Origin of the sequence: Providencia sp. TYF-12 (assembly GCF_041344805.1) — a bacterium.
GTDB classification, from domain to species: Bacteria; Pseudomonadota; Gammaproteobacteria; order Enterobacterales; family Enterobacteriaceae; genus Providencia; species Providencia huashanensis.
In genome coordinates this window covers 2,647,394-2,669,017 of record NZ_CP166833.1, presented here as the reverse complement: position 1 = coordinate 2,669,017, position 21,624 = coordinate 2,647,394, and the positions used below count along the sequence as shown (strand labels likewise).

Below are 21,624 nucleotides of genomic sequence, written 5' to 3'. Positions count from 1 at the left end.
CTTGTCAATAATATCAGTATAATATGAGGCAATAGATGATATTTTTTTATCGTGGGTAAAGGTGGTTATTGATGATTTATTTTTATCGATAAATAGCCGCCATATTTTGCATCGCAGTGTTATTGGTTGCGTTAAACAAGTCTAGTCACATATTTATGTATGCTCCTAGGTCTTTAAATTACAATCTAGAACAGTTGTCAGGGTTTATTATTAATTAAGGGTTAACGATGTTTGGTTATCGTTCAAATGTACCTAAAGTACGTCTTATTACTGATAGAATGATTATTCGTTTGACTTATGAACGTGATAATTATCGACTTGCTGATTATTATAGTTTGAATAAAGATTTTTTGATGCCGTGGGAACCAACGCGGGATAATTCACATTATCAACCCGCAGGTTGGCAAAACCGGTTACAAGTGATGAATGAAATGCACCGTGAAGGAAGTGCTTATCATTTTCTTTTACTAGATAAAGAAGAAAATGAAGTGATGGGGGTTGCTAACTTTAGTAATGTCCTACGAGGTTCATTTCATGCATGTTATTTAGGGTATTCCTTAGGTGAGAAATGGCAAGGTCATGGCTTGATGTATGAGGCATTAACGCAAGTGACGCGTTATATGCAAAAGCATCAAAAAATGCACCGTATTATGGCTAATTATATGCCTCATAATATGCGTAGTGGTAACCTTCTGGCGAGGTTGGGCTTTGAACGTGAAGGTTATGCAAGGCAGTACTTACAAATCAATGGTGAATGGCGAGATCATGTCTTGACGGCATTAACCGATGATGCGTGGGGACGCCATAAAGCTTAAATACCTAAACTCCTAATTTACTTTTCAATCGTAGTCAGTAGCAGCGGGCGCTGTTAAACTGATACGATTGTATTCTTTTAGTTTATCAATCATGAATTTATTAAAATCGCTAGCAGCTGTAAGCTCAATGACCATGATGTCCCGTGTGCTTGGGTTTATTCGTGATGCTATCATTGCTCGGGTTTTTGGCGCTGGGGCTGCAGCTGACGCCTTTTTTGTCGCGTTTAAATTACCAAATTTATTGCGTCGGATTTTTGCAGAAGGCGCGTTTTCTCAAGCTTTCGTTCCTATATTAGCTGAATATAAAAATCAGCAAGGTGAAGAGGCAACTCGTACATTTGTTGCTTATATTGCGGGGATGCTAACACTGGCACTGGCAATTGTGACGGTGGCTGGTATGGTGGCGGCACCTTGGATTATTTATGTAACTGCCCCAGGGTTTACCGATGATGCGGGTAAATTTGCCCTAACAACGGATTTACTTCGTGTCACTTTTCCGTATATCTTTTTGATTTCACTCGCCTCATTAGCGGGAGCAATCCTGAATACTTGGAACCGTTTTTCTGTTCCAGCCTTTGCCCCAACCTTGCTCAATGTCAGCATGATCATTTTTGCTGCTTTTGCTGCCCCTTATTTTGATCCACCGATTATGTCTCTTGCATGGGCAGTACTTATGGGTGGGGTTTTACAGTTAGTCTATCAGCTACCTTATTTAAAAAAGGTTGGTATGTTAGTTCTGCCACGTCTTTCATTTCGAGATAGCGGCGTTTGGCGTGTAATGAAAATGATGGGACCCGCTATTATTGGGGTATCTGTCGCGCAAATCTCATTAATTATTAATACTATTTTTGCTTCATTTTTGCAGTCAGGCTCGGTTTCTTGGATGTACTATGCAGACCGCCTGATGGAGTTACCGTCTGGTGTACTCGGGGTCGCCTTAGGGACTATTCTGCTGCCGTCGTTGGCGAAAAGTTTCACAAGCGGTAACCAGAATGAATATCGTCAGTTAATGGATTGGGGGTTGCGTCTTTGTCTACTATTGGCGCTACCTTGTGCTCTTGGGTTAGCAATATTATCTGAAGCGTTAACGGTTTCTCTTTTCCAATATGGCAATTTTACAGCTCATGATTCTTTGATGACACAATATGCTTTAGTGGCTTACTGTGTGGGTTTGACAGGGATGATTTTAGTGAAAATTTTAGCGCCGGGGTTTTATTCACGCCAAGATATTCGCACACCAGTTAAAATTGCTATCGTGACTTTAATATTAACTCAATTGATGAACTTGGCTTTTATTGGGCCACTCCAGCATGCTGGCTTAGCCTTGTCTATTGGCTTAGCAGCGTGCTTCAATGCCGGTGTTCTGTATTGGCAATTACGTAAACAAGATATTTTCCAACCTCTAGCTGGCTGGAAAGGTTTTCTATTTAAATTATTAGTTGCTTTAGTGGTAATGGGGCTTGTGTTATTTGGTGTATTGCACTTTATGCCATCATGGCAAGAAGGGAATATGCTAATGCGCATGCTACGTTTAATTATGGTGGTGGTTATTGGTGCGGCTAGTTATTTTATTGCCTTGTTCGCCCTCGGTTTTCGGCCACGTGATTTTATGAAACGCAGTATCGCTTAAGCTGTATATCGGACTAATGTTGAGAGGCCCAATCAATGTATTGGGCTTTTTTGTTGCTTTTTTCGCGAGCCTTATCATTTGTTTTTATGATGAGGTTGGTAATTCCATCAATGAAATCTAGAAAAGTGACAAAGAGTTTAGTCTCTAAGCATAAAAAAACAGCCCACTATGTGGGCTGTTTTTTGGGCTTGATAGCCACAATTACATTCTTTCAACGGTTTCTATACCAAGTGTATCTAAACCAGTTTTCAGTGTTTTTTGTGTTAATGCTGCAAGTTTCAGGCGGCTTTGACGTTGATTTTCGTTTTCCGCTGACAGAATAGGGCAATGCTCGTAGAAACTTGAGAATAACCCAGCCAATTCGTATAAATAGGCACACATAACATGAGGAGTTCCTTCCCTTGCTACTGTCAGGATGGTTTCTTCAAACTGTAATAACCGTGTTGCTAGTGCAATTTCACGTGGATCTTGTAATGAAATCGGTAAAGTGAGGTCAGTGTGGCTTAAGTTAGCCTTTTTGAAGATAGAGGCCACACGCGTATAAGCATATTGCATGTAAGGAGCTGTATTTCCTTCGAAGGCTAGCATGTTATCCCAATCAAAAATGTAATCTGTGGTTCTATTTTTTGACAGATCAGCATACTTAACCGCACCAATGCCCACAACATTTGCAACATTGACCAGCTCGTCCTCTGGCATTTCAGGGTTTTTCTCGCGGATCAGGTTTTGTGCGCGTTCAATAGCCTCATCAAGTAAGTCAGATAAACGTACCGTTCCGCCTGTGCGAGTCTTAAATGGTTTACCATCTTTACCCAACATCATACCAAACATATGGTGTTCCAAAGACATGGATTCAGGGATGTAACCGGCTTTGCGCACGATAGTCCATGCTTGCATTAAATGTTGATGTTGGCGTGAGTCAATATAATACAGCGAACGGTCAGCATGTAGGGTTTCATAGCGGTATTTGGCACAAGCAATATCTGTGGTGGTGTATAAGAAGCCGCCGTCTTTCTTCTGAACTATTACCCCCATAGGCTCGCCTTCCTTGTTTTTAAACTCGTCAAGAAAGACAACCGTCGCACCTTCGCTTTCAACCGCAAGGCCTTTTGCTTTTAAGTCCGCGACAATATTGGGTAACATGCTGTTATATAAGCTTTCACCCATCACGTCATCTTCAGTTAATGTGACGTTTAAACGACGGTAAGTTTGTTGATTTTGTTGCATGGTGATATCAACCAATTTACGCCACATTTGGCGGCAGTATTCATCACCTGACTGAAGTTTTACTACGTAGCCACGGGCACGCACGGCAAACTCTTCATCTTCGTCGTAATGCTTTTTCGCTTCACGGTAAAACGCTTCGAGGTCAGCAAGGGCCATATCACTTGCATCTTCGTTTTGTACTTTTTCAAGGTAGGCAATTAACATACCAAATTGTGTACCCCAATCACCTACGTGGTTGGCACGGATCACTTTATGACCAAGATATTCTTGAGTACGCGCGGCAGCGTCACCAATGATAGTTGAACGTAAATGACCAACGTGCATTTGTTTTGCAACATTTGGTGCGGAGTAGTCAATAACAATCGTTTCAGGTTTAACGGGTGCGATGCCTAACCGTTGTGAAGTTAAAGCGTCTTCGATATGTTTCTCTATCCAAGTCGGTTCAAGGAAAATATTAATAAACCCAGGACCTGCAATTTCGATTTTGCTTGCAACCCCGTCCAAATCAAGGTGATTAACAACCTGCTCAGCAAGTTGTCTCGGAGCCATCCCCATTTTTTTAGCAGCGCCCATTACCCCGTTGGCTTGATAATCGCCAAACTGAGCCTTCGCGGACTGACGTACCAGCGCGTCACTGCCTTCTGGAGCACCTGCTGCTAGCATTGCAGCACCAATTTTATCTGAAAGAATCGCCTGAATATTCACCGAAATACCTTAAATTACGAACATAGTTACCGCATTGTGCCATCACATGCGCAGAACTAAAAGGTGGAAGAGAAAAATCGGCAGGTTTTATACCACATTTTAGGGCTCTCATGCTACAGTCTGCGCCATTGTTTAGGGGATTAGTTTTATTGAAAGGGGCTTTTGGCGTCATGAAATTGAGTGAAGTTTCACAATTACAAGATTTATGGGACGATTTACCTGTATTTAGGGATAAATTACAGCAGATGGCTGAGGAATTAAATTTATCCTTGTCATCATATCTTATTGACCATATCTCAGTACGTTGCCATCAGATTAACACCGCAGAACGTTGGCACCAAGGTTTAATGCAGTGCGCGCAACTGGTGTCAGATAACCTTATCAATGGCCGCCCAATACGTTTATATGAGCTAGCAGAGCCGATTAGTATTGCACAGCAGGATGTTTATATTATTGAGCTTCCATTCCCTAAAGATAAAATCTACCCAAAAGAAAGTTGGGAACATATTGAGATGGTCATTGATGTTGAGCCTTCACAATTAGAAATGGCAGCACGTGCTCTACTGCCAGACCCTCTACCTTATGGCTACAGGATCAAAGTAAGTCAACCCAAAGGCCAGCAAGAAAGGTTGCCTAATCCAACATTAGCAGTGTCAAATGGTGAGGTAACGGTTAAATACCATCCATTTTCGCTAAAAAAGATAATTGAAAGTGAAAAATAAGTGATACAAGTAACGTTATTGATCAATAGTCCCCGTTAACTTTTCGGGGTGTGATATCCATCCGATAACATTCACTGATTAATGGCATTATTAATTCAAGTGTTAACGTTTAACATTATAACCCTACTGTTATTGTAGGGTATTTAAAGCATTAGCTTTATTGCCACTTTTTGGAGGTCATCATGGCAAAACTGGAAATTTGCTGTTTCGGGATCGAATGTGCCCAAGTGGCGCAAGAATATGGTGCGGATCGTATCGAATTGTGCTCTGGCGCCGCAGATGGTGGGCTGACACCAAGTTATGGTTATCTGAAATTAGCAAGGGAAAAACTTTATATTCCAGTTCATCCTATTATTCGTCCTCGGGGTGGTGATTTTTGTTATAACGTTAGTGAGTTTGATGTTATTTGTGAAGATTTAGTCATGATTAAAGAAATGGGGTTTCCTGGGGCAGTCGTGGGAGTCCTTGATACAGAGGGACGTATTGACATTAACCGAATGCAGGTATTAATGGAAATAGCACAGGGAATGAATATCACATTCCACCGCGCATTTGATATGTGTATCAACCCAATGCTTGGACTAGAACAGTTAAAAGAGCTAGGTGTTGCACGGATATTAACTTCTGGCCAACAACAAGGTGCAGAATTGGGCTTACCTCTCCTGAAAGAACTGCATGAAAAAAGCCGCCAGATGGATGGGCCGAAAATCATGGCCGGGGCTGGCGTTCGTTTAGCTAATTTAAGTAAGTTTATCGAAATAGGTTTGACCGAAGTCCATAGCTCAGCGGGTAAAACCGTCCCTTCAACGATGAATTATCGTAAAGTCGGTGTCACAATGGCATCAAATAGTGAAAGTGATGAATTTACTCATTATTGTGTCGATGGGCCAACGGTAGAAGCGATGAAAGACTTTATTTCTATTACAGAAAAAGCCTCTGCGTAGCTGATAATTTAAGGCATTCAACAATACGGTATTTAGGTGTTGTTTATAAGATAAGGAAAATCAATGAATTGGTTTTCCTTATTGCTTTTGCGCTTTTTAGCAGTTAATTCATTAATAAATACCGCTTAATACCGTAAATAATATGATTTATTTGCTATTAATGGTGTGATTATCGGTTGTGTTGATGCATATCAATTAACCATGTTTTTTATATGGCTACTATTTAATTACTATAAAAATACGATGTAATTCAATTTATAATAATAAAAGGTAGCAATGTAATGATTAACAATATCAGAAAAAAAGCGCTGAGTAGGCGGCAATTTATTCAAGCCTCTGCATCAGTCGCGACCACAACGGCCATTGTCAGTTCCATCACTTTACCTTTCTCTGCTCAAGCAACACCACCAGTTACCATTCAACCTGATGAAATCAATGAAACGATTAAATACAGCGCATGTTTAGTGAATTGTGGGAGCAGGTGCCCGTTAAAAGTGCATGTGAAGGATGATGTAATTACCCGAATCTCCAATGAGACTATGTATGATGACTCGCAATTTGGTTTACATCAAATACGCCCATGCTTAAGAGGGCGCTCTGTTCGTTGGAAAACCTACAACCCAGATAGACTGAAGTACCCGCTATTACGTACAGGAAAGCGCGGAGAAGGGAAATTTAAACGTATCACTTGGGATGAAGCAACAACAATAGTGGCACAAAAACTACGTTCTACTATTGATACTTATGGTAATGAAGCTATTTATTACCAATATGGTTCAGGCTCGACAGGAGCAAATTTACAAGGGCGTAATGCTTGTAAGCGCCTATTAAGCCAACTGGGTGGGTTCCTTGACCAACATGGTACCTATTCAACCGCGCAAATAAACGGTGTTATTCCCTATGTTTATGGGAAATTAGACGACTCACTGTTGTCTGAAATTGCGAATAGCGATTTAGTGGTGATGTTCGGTCATAATATTGCAGAAACACGTATGTCAGGTGGTGGGCAATTTTATGAAACCCTCCATGCATTAGAAAAAAGCAAAGCTAAAGTGATTATTATTGACCCACGCCGGACAGATAGTGTGACAACACTTGGCGCTGAGTGGATACCTATTTACCCCGGGACAGATGGGGCTTTGGTTGCTGCAATCATCCATACTTTAATTAAAGAACAGCTAACTGATGAGGCATTCTTAGCCCAATACTGTGTTGGTTGGGATAGCCAAACATTGCCTGAGTCTGCGCCAAAAAATGGCTCTTATAAAGATTATATTTTAGGCAAAGGTGATGATGGCATAGAAAAGACACCTGAATGGGCGAGCCGAATTACTGGCGTTTCAGCTACCCGTATTGTTCAACTAGCTCGTGAATTAGGGAATGCTAAAGCAGCGTGGATCTCTCAAGGTTGGGGGCTGCAAAGAACAGCGTCAGGCGAGCAGGCTTCTCGCGCAGTGATGATGCTGCCCATTGTTACGGGCCATATTGGCCGTCCTGGTACCAACGCCGGAGGATGGGGCGGTAATGTTGCTTATTCAGTGCCAGGGTTTGCTATTCCTAACCCAGTTAAGACTAAAATCCCTTGTTTTATGTGGACGGATGCCATTGCCCGTGGAACGGAGATGACAGCAACAAATTCGACGCTTATCGGTAAAGAGCGCCTCGAAACAAATGTAAAATTCTTATGGCATTACGCAAGCAATGTTACTGGCAATCAACACTCTGATTTAAATAAAACTCACAACATTTTGACGGATGAGTCTTTGTGTGAATTTATCCTTGTTTGGGACACACATATGACGCCATCGACAAAATATGCAGATTTGATCTTACCTGATGTCACGAGCGTAGAGTCTAATGACCTGATCAATAATTCCTATGCAAGTGGTGCATATCATTATGCAATTCGCCTGCAAAACGCGATTACGCCATTATGGGAGTGCCGCCAATCTTATGATGTACTGGCTGATATTGCGCAAAAACTAGGTATTAAAGAACAATTTACCGAAGGGCGTACCCATGAGCAGTGGATTGAGTACTGCTACAATCAAATGCGCGAGAAAAACCCGCATTTACCGACATTTGAAGAAACAAATGATATGGGGATTGTCGATAGAAAACTGGCGAATAGTGCGGACTATATTGCATTAAAATCATTCCGTGACTCACCAGAAATGGCTCCTCTACCGACACCATCAGGGAAAATTGAGATCTATTCAGAACGGTTAGCGAAGATAGCGAAAGAGTGGGAATACCCGTCAGACCAACGCATTCCAGCAGTACCTGAATATTGCGTAAATACAGAAGGTGTTGAAAACAAACAAGCTAAACAAAAATATCCGCTACAAATGACCGGCTACCATGATAAGGGCCATGCGCATTCGTCTTATTTTAATATTGCAATATTGCGAGAAGCGGTACCCCATCAATATTGGATTAACCCAATCGATGCTTCTGCTAGAGGGATCAAGGATGGTGATAATACCGAAATATTTAATGACCGCGGGCGAATGTATATCAAAGCTAAAGTCACTGAGCGTGTTTTACCGGGGGTTATTGCTGTTCCACAAGGTGCTTGGCGTGAAGTGAATGATGAGGGTGTTGATATTGGTGGATGTATTAATACATTAACCACCCAACAGCCATCGGCCTTAGTGAAGGGTAACCCTCAACATACTAACTTAGTTGACGTAAAACGTGCATAAGGAGTGATTGATGAAACAGTATGGTTTTTATTTTGACTCAACGAAATGCACGGGATGTAAAACTTGTCAGGTCAGTTGTAAAGATGAAAAAGATCTCGATTTAGGGCCTAAATTTCGTCGAGTCTATGAGTTCGGTGGTGGAAGTTGGCAGCAGCAAGATGGTATTTGGCAACAAAATGTCTATAGCTATTACTTATCCATTTCGTGTAACCATTGTTCTAACCCGACTTGTGTTGAAGGGTGCCCAACGGGAGCCATGCATAAGCGAGAACAGGATGGCTTAGTAGTCGTCGACCAAAGTGTTTGTGTTGGCTGTCGCTACTGCGAATTACGTTGTCCTTATGGTGCGCCACAGTACGATGAAAAGAAACATCTGATGAGCAAATGCGATGGTTGCTACGAACGAGTTGAAAAGGGGATGAAACCTGTGTGTGTGGAGTCTTGTCCTCAACGAGCATTAGATTTTGACGATATCAATATACTTCGTGAACGTCACGGTAATATAAGTGGTATTGCACCTATGCCAAATCCTAATCTAACCAACCCTAATATTGTGATTAAACCGCATAAAGACGCGAAGCCTTATGGTGATACGAGCGGTAAATTACAAAACCCGGCGGAGGTATAACATGCACGAACTTCCTCTTGTATTTTTTACCGTATTGGGTCAGTCAGCAGCGGGTCTATATTTACTTGCTTATTTGAGTAAAAAGATAGGGATGGTTGATGAGTACCAATTGCGTAACGCCAATATAGTGGCTTTTATTACGATGATAATTGCGTTAGCTTTGGGGGCACTGCATGTGGGGCAACCTTTACGCTTCTTTAATATGCTATTAGGCGTTGGCCGCTCACCAATGAGTAATGAAGCTTTATTGAGTGGTATTTTTGTCGCTTTTGGGGCTGCAACTTTACTGTTTACTTTATTTATTAAAAATAAAGCATTAAGTGAACTATGTAACATCGGCACGGTGATTTTTGGTTTGGCATTTGTATGGTCAATTCCACAAGTTTATAACATTGCCACAGTTGCTAATTGGTTTACTGTCTTCACAACCTTACAAATGTGGATGACGTTGCTAGTCGGTGGAGGGGCATTAGCCATTCTATTGGGTGCTCAGCGGTTAGGGGCTTTGGCCTTCCTTATTGGGGCAGTTATTATTTTTGCTACAAGAGCCGCTTATGTGTCATTTTTGGGTGAAACAGGGCCTGAAATTAGTGCGGAACAAGCGGGTTTTTGGAGCTTCCAACTGGTTGTTCTCGCATTGATGCTGTTTGTTTTCCCAGCACTTTTATACCGGGGACGGAATTCGACGGCGCTACTGGGTATTTGTGCAATAGCAGTGATCTTAGCAGAGTTGTCGGGTCGAATTGCTTTTTATAATTTATGGCAAATAACAATGTAACTTTCTGATAAATAATCATTAAAATAAACGCCTATGGGAAACTTCCCCTAGGCGTTTTAGTTTTAAGGTTTGCGAGCAACTAAGATAGCGCGTAACGGTGCAGGATAACCTTCAATGGTTTTAGTTTGGTCATTAGGGTCTAAAAACTCCGCTAATGAATCTGTTCTCATCCATTGTGTGCGGCGCTGTTCTTCCAAAGATGTCACCGCTTGGTCAACAATACGTACATCCACAAAACCACATTTCTCTAACCAAACTTTGAGCATTTTAGCTGAAGGAATAAAGTACACATTGCGCATTTGAGCATAGCGATCACCCGGGATTAGACATTGGAACTCATCACCTTCAATGACAAGGCTTTCAAGGACCAATTCACCTTCGTTAACTAACTGATTTTTCAGTTGCCATAAGTGATCAAGTGGTGAACGACGGTGATATAGTACACCCATTGAAAATACGGTATCAAACGCGTTAAGTGCAGGGAGTTGCTCTATCCCTAGAGGTAATAAATGGGCACGTTGGTCATCCCCTAATAGTTTTCTGACTGCTTCGAACTGGCATAAAAACAGCTCTGTTGGGTCAATGCCGACGACAAATTTAGCTTGTTGTCCTAACATGCGCCACATGTGATAACCGCTTCCACAACCGACATCTAACACATAGCGGTCTTTTAACGACGAAATATGAGGCAAAACGCGATCCCATTTCCAATCAGAACGCCATTCGGTATCAATATTGACGCCATACAGTGAAAATGGCCCCTTTCGCCAAGGCATTAATTGCTCAAGGATATTATTTAAACGTCGAGTCTCACCGGATGTCAGTTCGGGCTCACGTGTGGCAGTGACACTGTTGAGTAAATCTAAATGTGTTGGTGTCATGACAGGTAAGTTATCTAACATTTTTTCCCATGAGGAAAAACCGCCATGTAAACCTTGCTTTTTCCATTCAGTAATTTGCGCTGGAAGGGTTTCAAGCCAATGACTTAAAGGGCCAACAGCGATCTGTTGGTAAAAACGACCAAAATCAATCATACTCAAGCCTCTTTAAGTGCTAGAAGTGAACCGAAATTAAAGCACTGGAACCAAACCTCACAGTGAGTAAAACCTGCATTTTTTAGGCGTTCTTTATGAGCTTCAACAGAATCTGTCAGCATCACATTTTCTAGCATGCTGCGTTTTTGGCTAATTTCTAGCTCACTGTAGCCATTTGCACGTTTAAAATCGTGGTGCATATTGAACAATAATTCACCGATTTTTTGATCCTCAAAATTAAATTTTTCAGAAAGTACTAAGATACCACCTGGTTGTAACCCCTGATAAATTTTATTCAGTAATAACTGGCGGTCATTCGGATTGAGGAATTGTAAGGTAAAATTGAGCACAACCATTGAGGCATTTTCGATATTGATATCTCGAATATCGCCTTCAATAACCTCAACCGGTGTATCTGCACGGTAAGCATCAATATGACGACGGCATCGCTCGACCATTGCAGGTGAATTATCGACTGCGATGATTTGGCTATTTTCGACGGTAATGTTGCGTCTTATAGATAAAGTGGCAGCACCTAGCGAACACCCTAAGTCATAGACTCGGCTGTGTGGCTTAACAAAACGACCAGCAAGCATGCCAATCATGGTAATAATATTTGAATACCCCGGTACTGAACGCTGGATCATATCGGGAAAAACTTCGGCAACTTTTTCATCGAATTGCCAATCACCAAGGTTAGCAATAGGTGCAGAAAAAAGGCTGTCTTTTTGGGTTGGGTCCTGACTTGACATAAGTTCTGTATTAATCAAAAACAAAAGTAGTGGGGGATTGTATCAGAAAGGCTGCTTTCTGAAAATCTATCCATATACCATGGAATAATGCGGCGGCACGTGAGTAAGTGCCGTATAGACGATAAAAATTAAAGATTAAACGAAACGATTTGTATCCATGGCAAATAATAAGTGTTTGCCATGACCATCAATGCCATAGCAAGGTAGGTTGCTACCATACCTGAACGGCGATATGTATAGTCATGGTTTTTTAAGCCATAGGAATGAAGTAAGCGACCCGCAATTAAGATAAGACCACAAACGTGGATCATCCAAACTTGTGCGCCGTTCATCTCCATAAAAAGTAACAAAATAAGGGAGATAGGGATATATTCGATGGCATTGCCATGAACACGGATTGCAGTTTGTAATTCATAAAAACCGCCATCACCATAAGCTATACGATATTGATTACGCAGCTTCACAACATTTAAAGATAATCTAAGCAGCAGTAAGGCACCTAGTACAGCGTACAAAGAGCTGACCATTTTTTACTCCACCATAAAACGAATCAAACTATGAAAACACCTAAAAATATAAGTTATAGTAATGTGTATTAACGATATTTTGTAAATTGTAATTCTTAAAAAGCCATAGGACAAATAAAATCACAACTTTTTTGGGTAATCATTCAATCTTATTTGATTAAACCATCTTGTTTTAATCGTTGTAAAATATGTACTGCTGTTGTGGAACAGCGTGATAAATCATGGCTATCAAACCAAGCGAGTTCAGCAATTTCAGCTGCAGGCTGCGGTTTGCCATTATATTCGGCAAAATAACAACGAATACGGACTTGAGTGCCATCTTGCTTGCCATCCGCTAACCCAATGAATTCACCGTAAAAACGAATAGAGCTAGTGTCCAGTTTTAGTGTGAGTTCTTCATCAATTTCACGGCATAATGCTTGTTCATCCGTTTCACCAAGCTCTCTTTTGCCGCCAGGGATATAAAACAGCTGTTTGTTATGGGAGCGAACCATGGCAATTTTGCTTTGTGATAAGGCGATTAACCCCAGCTTATCAATAATTTTATCAGTCACAATGTCGTCACTCTTTTATTTTTTGATAATAAAAATTTGAAGTTTACACTGAGTAAAATCATTAAGCAGGGTAGAAACCCTAGCTTAATGATTAAACATTATTTTTTTTCAATGATTTTGACAAGTTCATAGCGAATGCTTGGGGCATCTGCTGGTGGGTTTGGCACATCAAACTGTTTCACTTGTAGGGTATAAGTGAAACCGGGTTGGTATTCAAAGCCTTGAATTGAATTATAAAATAATTGCCAGTCATCATTAGGGTTTTCTTTTACTTTCATACATTTCATTGGGGCAACGCCGACACAGTCAGCGAGTGAAGAATCGACATAAAATGTTTTGGTATTATCAGTATCTGCGGGTTTCACAGTTTGGCATCCTACAAGTAGCATAATTATGGATGAGGCAAGTAACATTTTTTTCATATGCAATCCTTAAACAGCAGATGATGATTAATTGAGCATTTATACAGTTTTCGATTATAGCAAACTGAAAAAGGTAACGATTCCTAAATAGAAAATTTTGTCACTAAAAATGGTGTTGCTGAATAACGATAGGTAATGAAATCAACAAAAGGTTGTTTTTTTATTCAATATTCCCTTGAACAGATAAAATAAACCTTTGTAGTAATATGTACATGGTGCTCATAGTCACTTAAAATCGAACAGATCATCGTGTGCTGTCTGCATGCCTAGTGATTTAATTTTAATGTTATTTATTGGTGGCATTAAAATTGATGAAAATATGATTAAAAACAAAATGGTTTACGCGATAAGTTAGATCCGTAACTATTTGTCTGACAGAATTTCCTGTATAATGTCTGCCTTTTTGACATTCTGAATTTTCAGCTCAATGTTCAGCAAAATGCCAAATTCCCGCAGCAAGCAAATGCACAACAAGCTGAGTAAAAGGATATTGTATGCGTACTAATTATTGTGGGCAGTTAAACATTGCTCATGAAGGCCAAAAGGTCACCCTTTGTGGATGGGTAAACCGCCGTCGTGACTTAGGTGGTTTGATTTTTATCGATATGCGTGACCGTGAAGGTATCGTACAAGTTTTTTTCGATCCGGATCGCAAAGACATATTTGAAAAAGCGTCAGAGCTGCGTAATGAGTTCTGTATCCAAATCACAGGGACAGTACGCGCGCGCCCAGATAGCCAAAAAAATAAAGATATGCCAACTGGGGAAATTGAAATCTTTGCTGAAGAGCTTGATGTTTTTAACCGCTCTGAGCCGCTACCATTAGATAGCAATCAAACGAATACAGAAGAGCGTCGTTTAAAATACCGTTATTTGGATTTACGCCGCCCTGAAATGTCTGAGCGTTTGCGTACCCGTGCAAAAATTACCAGTTTTGTGCGTAATTTTATGGATAAAGAAGGGTTTTTAGATGTAGAAACCCCAATGTTAACCAAAGCGACCCCTGAAGGCGCTCGTGACTATTTAGTCCCAAGCCGTGTACATAAAGGTAAATTCTACGCGCTGCCACAATCACCTCAACTGTTCAAACAGTTACTGATGATGTCTGGCTTTGACCGTTATTATCAAATCGTAAAATGTTTCCGTGATGAAGACCTACGTGCAGATCGTCAACCTGAATTTACCCAAATCGACGTCGAAACCTCATTTATGACCGCTGAGCAAGTGCGTGAAATCATGGAACGCATGATCCGTAACTTATGGTTAGAGGTAAAAGGGGTTGATTTAGGCAACTTCCCAATCATGACTTTTGCGGAAGCAATGCGCCGTTATGGTTCTGATAAGCCAGACCTGCGAAACCCAATGGAGCTGGTGGATGTTGCTGACATCGTTAAAGATGTTGAGTTTGCGGTATTTTCAGGTCCAGCAAACGACCCTAAAGGCCGAGTGGCTGCATTAAAAGTCCCTGGTGGTGCCGCAATGACACGTAAACAGATTGACGAATATGGTCAATTTGTAGGTATCTACGGCGCGAAAGGTTTGGCGTGGATGAAAGTCAATGAGCGTGCAAAAGGCCTTGAAGGTATTCAAAGCCCAGTGGCTAAATTCCTGAGCGAAGAGGTTATTAACCAATTGCTTGAGCGCACAGGTGCTGCTGATGGTGATATCATTCTATTTGGTGCTGGCGCGAAAAATATTGTCACAGATTCAATGGGCGCGTTGCGTTTGAAAGTTGGTCGCGACTTTGAAATCACCAACTTAAATAGCTGGCAACCGCTGTGGGTGATTGACTTCCCAATGTTTGAAGAAGATGGTGAAGGTGGTTTAACTGCTATGCACCACCCATTCACGTCACCGAAAGACTTCACTCCAGAAGATCTCGCTAACAAGCCAGAAGAAGCAGTTGCCAATGCTTATGATATGGTAATTAATGGTTATGAAGTGGGTGGCGGTTCTGTTCGTATTCACCGTAATGAGATGCAACAAACTGTATTTAGTATTTTAGGTATTAATGAAGAAGATCAGCGAGAGAAGTTTGGTTTCTTATTAGATGCATTAAAATATGGTACACCACCACATGCAGGTCTTGCATTTGGTCTTGACCGTTTAGTGATGTTGCTAACTGGGACTGATAACATCCGTGATGTTATTGCGTTTCCAAAAACAACGGCGGCAGCATGTTTAATGACAAATGCACCAAGCTATGCGAACCCAGAGGCTTTAACTGAGTTAGCCATTGCCGTCGTTGCAAAAGACCTAGAAGTAAAAAATGAAGAGTGATAACGCCGAATGAAAATCTATAAGCGCCCAGAATCGGTATTAGTCATTATCGTGGCTAAAAATAGTGGTCGGGTGCTTATGTTAAGGCGTAACGATGATCCAGACTTTTGGCAGTCAGTAACGGGAAGTCTGGAATCTAACGAAACGCCGTTTGAAACGGCGTGTCGTGAAATTAAAGAAGAAACAGGTTTTGACGTCGAACAAAATCCGCCACAAGACTTATTTCATAGTATCATTTTTGAAATTTTCGCGCATTTCAGGCATCGTTATGCACCAGATGTATCACATTGCAAAGAGCACTGGTTTAAACTAGTTCTCGATGAAGAACAAATGCCATTACTGACTGAACATACTGATTTTCGTTGGTTGACGCCGCAAGAAGCCGCCAAATTAACCAAATCATGGAGTAACAGTCAGGCTATTTTAGAATTTGCTATTTAATTTATTGTATTGACGTTTTTGGAGATATTTCATGGCAGGTCATAGTAAATGGGCCAATACCAAGCACCGTAAAGCAGCCCAGGATGCGAAACGCGGTAAGATTTTTACAAAAATTATCCGTGAATTAGTTACAGCAGCCCGTTTAGGTGGGGGTGATCCCGCAACTAACCCACGTTTACGTGCAGCTGTAGATAAAGCGTTATCAAATAACATGACTCGTGACACCTTAAACCGTGCAATTGCACGTGGTGTGGGTAATGATGATAACGATAATATGGAAACAATCATTTATGAAGGTTATGGCCCTGGTGGAACAGCGGTTATGGTTGAATGTTTAAGCGATAACCGTAATCGTACCGTTTCTGAAGTGCGTCATGCTTTCACTAAAACCGGTGGTAACTTAGGGACGGATGGCTCTGTAGCCTATCTGTTTACTAAACGTGGTGTGATCACTTATGCACCAGGTGTTGATGAAGATGCCTTGATGGAAGCGGCATTAGAAGCGGGTGCTGATGACGTAGAAACTTACGATGATGGTGCGATGGATGTGTATACGACGCCAGAAACTTTCGGTGAAGTAAAAGACGCACTTGATGCCGCGGGTTTTACTAGCGAAGCCGCTGAAGTTTCAATGATCCCATCAACAAAAGCGGAGTTGGATGCAGAAACAGCGCCAAAACTGTTACGACTCATTGATATGTTAGAAGATTCTGACGATGTTCAGGAAGTTTATCACAACGGTGATATTTCTGACGAAGTTGCAGCGACACTGTAAAAAGTGAGGTGTTTTATTACACTCGCTACAATTTAAGACATATCCGCGTAGAGAAAGCGGGCTGTTGCAGCCTGTTTTCTCTAACGCCTTCCATGATATCCCTTCTTTTATTCGCTATACTTTTCAATACTGATAACTTAATTTATTTTTACATATATGCTTGGCTAATATTATGATGTTCAAATAGCTATTTAATTGAAATTGATAGTATTATGCAGCTAACCAGAACAATAAATTATGATGTAATTAATATAAAGAGGCATAAATAGATTTTATATGGCGATTATATTAGGGATTGATCCCGGTTCAAGAGTCACCGGTTACGGTGTTATTCGCCAACAAGGCAGGCAACTGCTGTATTTGGGTAGTGGTTGTATTCGGACTCAAGTTGATGATTTACCAAGTCGTCTGCAACGAATTTACGCGGGTGTCTCGGAAATTATCACCCAATACCAACCTGATATATTATCAATTGAACAAGTTTTTATGGCAAAAAATGCGGATTCAGCTTTAAAACTTGGTCAGGCGAGGGGAGTTGCTATTGTTGCTGCAGCCAATGCAAATATCCCTGTGTTCGAATATGCGGCACGGCAAGTAAAGCAGACCGTTGTCGGTACAGGAGCTGCTGAAAAAAGCCAAGTACAGCATATGGTTAAGTCTATACTCAAGTTGTCAGCGAACCCTCAGTCTGATGCGGCTGATGCTTTGGCAATTGCGATCACCCATTGCCATTTTAATCAAAATTTACTGAAAGTTGGAGACCCACGACTGGTGTTAACGCGCGGGCGATTGAGGTAGTTTACTGCTCTTCAAGTAACTTTTTAATAGTAAATAGCTTCTCAGCTGGATATGCATCCAGCATTTTTTATGGTATAAACAGCAGTATTAATAATAGCAGGCTAAATTGGTCGAATTTTAGACGATAACAGAGGGGCTCAATGTGATTGGTCGTTTACGTGGCATTGTATTAGAAAAACAACCACCAATAGTATTATTAGAGTTGCAAGGGGTTGGCTATGAAGTCCATATGCCAATGACGTGCTTCTATGAACTACCAGATATTGGCCAAGAAGCTATTGTTTTTACTCACTTTGTAGTTCGTGAAGATGCCCAATTATTGTACGGTTTTAATGATAAGCAAGAAAGAGCGCTATTTAAGGAATTAATTAAAGTCAATGGTGTTGGTCCAAAATTGGCTCTGGCGATTTTATCGGGTATGTCCGCCCAACAATTTGTTTCAGCAATAGAACAAGAAGCAATTGCATCACTAGTGAAACTTCCCGGTATTGGTAAAAAAACCGCAGAACGCTTAGTGGTTGAAATGAAAGACCGCTTTAAAGGCCTTAATGGGGATCTGTTTAATCAAACAAGTGATATCAATCTTCCTAATGTTAACAGTAAACAGCCAAGCACTGCGGATATTGAAGCTGAGGCAGCGGCAGCCTTGATTGCTTTAGGTTATAAACCGCAAGAGGCCAGCCGGATGGTCAGCAAAGTAGCTAAACCTGGTAGTGATTCAGAAACATTGATCCGTGATGCCTTACGTGCAGCACTCTGATTGAGAGACTATTAATATGATTGAAGCTGATCGCCTAATTACCGCTGAAGTGTTGCAGTCAGATGAAGAAGCTATTGACCGTGCGATCAGGCCTAAGCTGTTGAATGAATACATTGGTCAGCCACAAGTTAAAAACCAAATGGAAATTTTTATTCAAGCAGCCAAAATGCGGGGGGACGCACTCGATCATTTATTAATATTTGGGCCACCAGGGCTGGGTAAAACAACGCTTGCAGGGATTGTCGCAAATGAATTAGGCGTGAATTTACGTACCACATCAGGGCCGGTCTTAGAAAAAGCAGGCGATCTTGCTGCTATGTTGACTAATCTTGAACCCCATGATGTGTTATTTATTGATGAAATTCATCGGCTTTCGCCTGTTGTTGAGGAAATTCTCTATCCTGCCATGGAAGATTACCAATTAGATATCATGATTGGTGAAGGCCCAGCTGCACGTTCAATCAAAATTGATTTACCACCTTTCACTCTAATTGGGGCAACTACACGTGCTGGGTCATTAACTTCTCCGTTAAGGGATCGCTTCGGTATTGTGCAACGCTTAGAGTTTTATCAAGTGGACGACTTACAGCATATTGTTAAAAGAAGTGCACAATACATGGGGTTAGATATCACCGAAGGTGGTGCTCATCAGGTAGCCATGCGCTCAAGGGGGACTCCACGCATAACAAACCGTTTGTTACGTCGTGTACGGGATTTCGCACAGGTTAAAGGTGATGGGTCTATTGATGAACAGATTGCTAACCAAGCACTAGACATGCTAAATGTTGATGCCGCAGGGTTTGATTATTTGGACCGTAAATTATTAGTCGCAATTATTGATAAATTTATGGGGGGGCCGGTTGGCGTGGATAACCTTGCCGCAGCTATTGGTGAAGAACGCGAAACAATAGAAGATGTACTGGAACCTTATTTGATCCAACAAGGCTTTATCCAGCGTACACCTCGAGGTCGCATGGCAACAACACATGCCTACAATCACTTTGGTTTGTCTCCGAAAGAGGTTTAATTACTTTTTTCACGGTTGGGGAAAGCTAAATAACAGGTAGTTTGCAAGCTTGATATACGGTTGTAAATAACGACAAAGGCATAAACGGGCATGTTCACAGAGTATCAATATTCTGTTTAAACTTAAATTATTCGTTATATTATTAATAATTTATGCCTTATTCAATTCTATGACCTTGGCAAGTAGCAAGGTCTTAGTAGTCACTTTTTTATTACTATAATATTGTATCGTATTATATAACCTTGCTGTCTTATATCTGAAGTTAATATAGGCTAAACTTAATTATTATTTTAAATAATAATTGCCCTATAAAAATACGACTCTTTATTCTTTTTGATGAATGCTGAAAGTAAGCCCACTAGGGTAGAGGTAGCTTTTATTTAATCTTACTCAAATTAGTTAGCCACTCTATACAAAAAAATAAAAGAAAAGTAATAAACAAAGGAAAGGTAATAAATAAGAGGGTAAGCTCATAACAAAGTGCCCTAGTTAAAAAAGACTAGGGCATATGCATATTTTGATAATGAATTAATTCTTTGCTTTAACTAATAAGCTAAATATAAATAAGACCGCTGAAATTAACACCACAGACGGGCCTGCTGGCGTGTCGTAAAAAGCGGAAAAGGTGAGCCCCCCAGTAACTGAAAGCATACCAATGATAATTGCTATAAATGCCATTTGCTCAGGGGTGTGGGCAAATCGACGGGCTGTAGCTGCGGGTATAATTAATAAGGAGGTAATAATTAGCGCACCAACAAATTTCATTGCGATACCAATAGTTAATGCAGTAACTAACATAAGCAATAAACGTAAGCGTTGGATATTAATACCATCCACAAATGCTAATTCAGGGCTGACAGTAATAGATAAAAGTGCCCGCCAACGATAAAAAAGCAACCCACAAACGACAATAACACCAACCAGTATTATGGTAATATCTTCGTAACTTACAGAGAGTAGGTCGCCGAATAAATAGGCCATTAGGTCTACACGGACATTTGCCATTAAACTAACAACGACTAAACCTAATGACAGTGAGCTATGAGCCATAATACCAAGCAAGGTATCAACAGCAAGTTGAGGGCGTTTTTCTAACCATACCAGTATTAAAGCTAATAACAAAGTTACGGCAATAATCGCATAAAATGGGTTTATGTTTAAAAGCAACCCAAAGGCGACACCTAATAAAGAGGCATGGGCCAACGTATCGCCAAAATAAGACATTCGGCGCCATACAACAAAAGAACCAAGAGGGCCAGCCGCAATAGCAAGTAGCATGCCTGCAATCCAACCAGGTAATAACAATTCAATCATGTTTACAGTCCTTGTTATGCTGATGCCCTGAAATAATATTACCTTCTAAATCGTGTTGGTGATTATGTTGATGACGGTATACCCCTAATTGTTGTGCGCCTCGGTAGCCGAACATGGCAACAAATTCAGGGTGATTTGAAACTACATCCGGAGCGCCTGAACAACAAATATGCCCATTGATACATAGCACTTTATCCGTTTTAGCCATAACCAAATGCAAATCATGGGAAACCATTAATACCGCGCAACCGAGCTCAGTTCTTAATTGGTTAATTAAGTCATATAGCGCAACTTGCCCTGTAATATCGACACCTTGCGCAGGTTCATCAAGAACCAGCAGGTCAGGTTTATTCAGTAATGCGCGAGCGAGCAAAACTCGTTGGGTTTCACCACCTGATAATTTTTGCATTGGTTGGTCAAGTAAATGTGCTGCTTTAACCCGTTCCAGTGCAGGCAGTAAATGTTCTTTGCGTGCACCGAGTTTTAATAACATAAAGCGCTTAACAGTAAGAGGAAGGGTTGTGTCCAAATGAAGTTTTTGTGGAACATAGCCAATGGCAAGAGAAGAGTCGCGTGTTACGGTACCCGATGTCGGGGCCAGTAACCCTAACACGACACGTACAATTGTCGATTTCCCCGCCCCATTAGGGCCTAAAAGCGTGACGATATCCCCTTTATTTAGCTCAAAGGAGACGTTTTCGAGAACTTGTCTTTCGCCAAATGAAACAGAAATCTTATTTAAAGTGAGTAATGGTTGCATATGAAAAACATCTTGCAGAATTCATGT

Annotated in this window: 21 protein-coding genes; 13 read left to right on the top strand and 8 right to left on the bottom strand. The window is 41.0% G+C overall.

Features of this window, described 5'->3' with window-relative positions; translation table 11 throughout:
• Positions 1-227: 227 nt before the first annotated feature.
• Both rimJ and murJ read left to right on the top strand, forming a co-directional pair.
• On the top strand, positions 228-815 hold the full coding sequence (rimJ, locus tag ABE954_RS12050; protein WP_129465867.1) for a ribosomal protein S5-alanine N-acetyltransferase: 588 nt from the start codon (positions 228-230) through the stop codon (positions 813-815).
• 91 nt (positions 816-906) lie between these two features.
• Entirely contained in the window at positions 907-2,445 is a 1,539-nt protein-coding gene (murJ, locus tag ABE954_RS12045; protein ID WP_206227103.1) for a murein biosynthesis integral membrane protein MurJ, read from the top strand.
• 201 nt (positions 2,446-2,646) lie between these two features.
• On the opposite strand, the gene argS is transcribed toward murJ, so the two are convergent.
• Positions 2,647-4,377 carry an arginine--tRNA ligase gene (argS, locus tag ABE954_RS12040; protein ID WP_042843913.1) on the bottom strand — a complete coding sequence of 577 codons (1,731 nt, stop codon included), beginning with the start codon at positions 4,375-4,377 and terminating at the stop codon, positions 2,647-2,649.
• Positions 4,378-4,547: 170 nt separating this feature from the next.
• Between argS and ABE954_RS12035 the strand changes: the two genes are divergently transcribed.
• The 5 genes from ABE954_RS12035 (at position 4,548) to ABE954_RS12015 (ending at position 10,154) form a co-directional block, all read left to right on the top strand.
• Positions 4,548-5,099 (top strand): VOC family protein, encoded by a 552-nt coding sequence (locus ABE954_RS12035; RefSeq protein ID WP_187550941.1) that lies wholly within the window; start codon positions 4,548-4,550, stop codon positions 5,097-5,099.
• Between the two features lie 182 nt (positions 5,100-5,281).
• Positions 5,282-6,043, top strand: a complete 762-nt coding sequence (cutC, locus tag ABE954_RS12030; protein ID WP_042843912.1) for a copper homeostasis protein CutC — start codon at positions 5,282-5,284, stop codon at positions 6,041-6,043.
• A 281-nt stretch (positions 6,044-6,324) separates the two neighbouring features.
• Entirely contained in the window at positions 6,325-8,748 is a 2,424-nt protein-coding gene (locus ABE954_RS12025) for a DMSO/selenate family reductase complex A subunit (protein ID WP_129465871.1), read from the top strand.
• A 10-nt stretch (positions 8,749-8,758) separates the two neighbouring features.
• A complete protein-coding gene (locus ABE954_RS12020; protein ID WP_042843910.1) occupies positions 8,759-9,376 on the top strand; it encodes a DMSO/selenate family reductase complex B subunit in 618 nt (205 codons plus the stop codon).
• A 1-nt stretch (position 9,377) separates the two neighbouring features.
• Positions 9,378-10,154 (top strand): DmsC/YnfH family molybdoenzyme membrane anchor subunit, encoded by a 777-nt coding sequence (locus tag ABE954_RS12015; RefSeq protein WP_129465872.1) that lies wholly within the window; start codon positions 9,378-9,380, stop codon positions 10,152-10,154.
• Between the two features lie 62 nt (positions 10,155-10,216).
• Here ABE954_RS12015 and cmoB read toward each other — a convergent pair whose 3' ends face one another.
• The 5 genes from cmoB to ABE954_RS11990 all read right to left on the bottom strand — a co-directional run bounded on the left by cmoB (position 10,217) and on the right by ABE954_RS11990 (position 13,443).
• Positions 10,217-11,188 carry a tRNA 5-methoxyuridine(34)/uridine 5-oxyacetic acid(34) synthase CmoB gene (gene cmoB, locus ABE954_RS12010; protein ID WP_042843908.1) on the bottom strand — a complete coding sequence of 324 codons (972 nt, stop codon included), beginning with the start codon at positions 11,186-11,188 and terminating at the stop codon, positions 10,217-10,219.
• Between the two features lie 2 nt (positions 11,189-11,190).
• A complete protein-coding gene (gene cmoA / locus ABE954_RS12005) occupies positions 11,191-11,940 on the bottom strand; it encodes a carboxy-S-adenosyl-L-methionine synthase CmoA (protein ID WP_042843907.1) in 750 nt (249 codons plus the stop codon).
• Positions 11,941-12,068: 128 nt separating this feature from the next.
• A complete protein-coding gene (locus ABE954_RS12000; protein ID WP_042843906.1) occupies positions 12,069-12,467 on the bottom strand; it encodes an MAPEG family protein in 399 nt (132 codons plus the stop codon).
• A 149-nt stretch (positions 12,468-12,616) separates the two neighbouring features.
• Positions 12,617-13,021 (bottom strand): NUDIX domain-containing protein, encoded by a 405-nt coding sequence (locus ABE954_RS11995; protein WP_042843905.1) that lies wholly within the window; start codon positions 13,019-13,021, stop codon positions 12,617-12,619.
• Between the two features lie 98 nt (positions 13,022-13,119).
• Entirely contained in the window at positions 13,120-13,443 is a 324-nt protein-coding gene (locus ABE954_RS11990) for a DUF4377 domain-containing protein (protein WP_042843903.1), read from the bottom strand.
• 494 nt (positions 13,444-13,937) lie between these two features.
• Here ABE954_RS11990 and aspS point away from each other — a divergent pair, with 494 nt between their 5' ends.
• The 6 genes from aspS (at position 13,938) to ruvB (ending at position 19,523) form a co-directional block, all read left to right on the top strand.
• On the top strand, positions 13,938-15,722 hold the full coding sequence (gene aspS / locus ABE954_RS11985; protein WP_371025467.1) for an aspartate--tRNA ligase: 1,785 nt from the start codon (positions 13,938-13,940) through the stop codon (positions 15,720-15,722).
• A gap of 9 nt (positions 15,723-15,731) precedes the next feature.
• The gene (nudB, locus tag ABE954_RS11980) at positions 15,732-16,163 is read left to right on the top strand and encodes a dihydroneopterin triphosphate diphosphatase (protein WP_042843901.1); all 432 of its coding nucleotides are present in this window, start codon (positions 15,732-15,734) and stop codon (positions 16,161-16,163) included.
• Between the two features lie 31 nt (positions 16,164-16,194).
• Positions 16,195-16,938 (top strand): YebC/PmpR family DNA-binding transcriptional regulator, encoded by a 744-nt coding sequence (locus ABE954_RS11975; RefSeq protein ID WP_042843899.1) that lies wholly within the window; start codon positions 16,195-16,197, stop codon positions 16,936-16,938.
• A gap of 276 nt (positions 16,939-17,214) precedes the next feature.
• Positions 17,215-17,736 carry a crossover junction endodeoxyribonuclease RuvC gene (gene ruvC, locus ABE954_RS11970; RefSeq protein WP_042843898.1) on the top strand — a complete coding sequence of 174 codons (522 nt, stop codon included), beginning with the start codon at positions 17,215-17,217 and terminating at the stop codon, positions 17,734-17,736.
• A gap of 142 nt (positions 17,737-17,878) precedes the next feature.
• Positions 17,879-18,496, top strand: coding sequence for a Holliday junction branch migration protein RuvA (ruvA, locus tag ABE954_RS11965; RefSeq protein ID WP_042843897.1), 618 nt, complete (start codon positions 17,879-17,881; stop codon positions 18,494-18,496).
• A 16-nt stretch (positions 18,497-18,512) separates the two neighbouring features.
• Positions 18,513-19,523 (top strand): Holliday junction branch migration DNA helicase RuvB, encoded by a 1,011-nt coding sequence (ruvB, locus tag ABE954_RS11960; RefSeq protein ID WP_042843896.1) that lies wholly within the window; start codon positions 18,513-18,515, stop codon positions 19,521-19,523.
• A 528-nt stretch (positions 19,524-20,051) separates the two neighbouring features.
• Here the strand turns inward: ruvB and znuB are convergent.
• A complete protein-coding gene (gene znuB, locus ABE954_RS11955; RefSeq protein WP_042843895.1) occupies positions 20,052-20,837 on the bottom strand; it encodes a zinc ABC transporter permease subunit ZnuB in 786 nt (261 codons plus the stop codon).
• The gene (gene znuC, locus ABE954_RS11950) at positions 20,830-21,597 is read right to left on the bottom strand and encodes a zinc ABC transporter ATP-binding protein ZnuC (RefSeq protein WP_042843893.1); all 768 of its coding nucleotides are present in this window, start codon (positions 21,595-21,597) and stop codon (positions 20,830-20,832) included. Before znuC ends, znuB begins: the two co-directional genes overlap by 8 nt.
• Positions 21,598-21,624: the final 27 nt, after the last annotated feature.

What these genes read in the sequence shown, in the direction of transcription:
- rimJ (WP_129465867.1), top strand. Translation starts at nt 228, where the DNA reads ATGTTTGGTTATCGTTCAAATGTACCTAAAGTACGTCTTATTACTGAT.
- ABE954_RS12015 (WP_129465872.1), top strand. Translation starts at nt 9,378, where the DNA reads ATGCACGAACTTCCTCTTGTATTTTTTACCGTATTGGGTCAGTCAGCA.
- ABE954_RS11975 (WP_042843899.1), top strand. Translation starts at nt 16,195, where the DNA reads ATGGCAGGTCATAGTAAATGGGCCAATACCAAGCACCGTAAAGCAGCC.
- ABE954_RS12020 (WP_042843910.1), top strand. Translation starts at nt 8,759, where the DNA reads ATGAAACAGTATGGTTTTTATTTTGACTCAACGAAATGCACGGGATGT.
- ABE954_RS11990 (WP_042843903.1), bottom strand. Translation starts at nt 13,443, where the DNA reads ATGAAAAAAATGTTACTTGCCTCATCCATAATTATGCTACTTGTAGGA.
- ABE954_RS12035 (WP_187550941.1), top strand. Translation starts at nt 4,548, where the DNA reads ATGAAATTGAGTGAAGTTTCACAATTACAAGATTTATGGGACGATTTA.
- aspS (WP_371025467.1), top strand. Translation starts at nt 13,938, where the DNA reads ATGCGTACTAATTATTGTGGGCAGTTAAACATTGCTCATGAAGGCCAA.
- cmoA (WP_042843907.1), bottom strand. Translation starts at nt 11,940, where the DNA reads ATGTCAAGTCAGGACCCAACCCAAAAAGACAGCCTTTTTTCTGCACCT.
- cutC (WP_042843912.1), top strand. Translation starts at nt 5,282, where the DNA reads ATGGCAAAACTGGAAATTTGCTGTTTCGGGATCGAATGTGCCCAAGTG.
- znuB (WP_042843895.1), bottom strand. Translation starts at nt 20,837, where the DNA reads ATGATTGAATTGTTATTACCTGGTTGGATTGCAGGCATGCTACTTGCT.
- ruvB (WP_042843896.1), top strand. Translation starts at nt 18,513, where the DNA reads ATGATTGAAGCTGATCGCCTAATTACCGCTGAAGTGTTGCAGTCAGAT.
- nudB (WP_042843901.1), top strand. Translation starts at nt 15,732, where the DNA reads ATGAAAATCTATAAGCGCCCAGAATCGGTATTAGTCATTATCGTGGCT.
- znuC (WP_042843893.1), bottom strand. Translation starts at nt 21,597, where the DNA reads ATGCAACCATTACTCACTTTAAATAAGATTTCTGTTTCATTTGGCGAA.
- ABE954_RS12025 (WP_129465871.1), top strand. Translation starts at nt 6,325, where the DNA reads ATGATTAACAATATCAGAAAAAAAGCGCTGAGTAGGCGGCAATTTATT.
- ruvC (WP_042843898.1), top strand. Translation starts at nt 17,215, where the DNA reads ATGGCGATTATATTAGGGATTGATCCCGGTTCAAGAGTCACCGGTTAC.
- cmoB (WP_042843908.1), bottom strand. Translation starts at nt 11,188, where the DNA reads ATGATTGATTTTGGTCGTTTTTACCAACAGATCGCTGTTGGCCCTTTA.
- ABE954_RS12000 (WP_042843906.1), bottom strand. Translation starts at nt 12,467, where the DNA reads ATGGTCAGCTCTTTGTACGCTGTACTAGGTGCCTTACTGCTGCTTAGA.
- murJ (WP_206227103.1), top strand. Translation starts at nt 907, where the DNA reads ATGAATTTATTAAAATCGCTAGCAGCTGTAAGCTCAATGACCATGATG.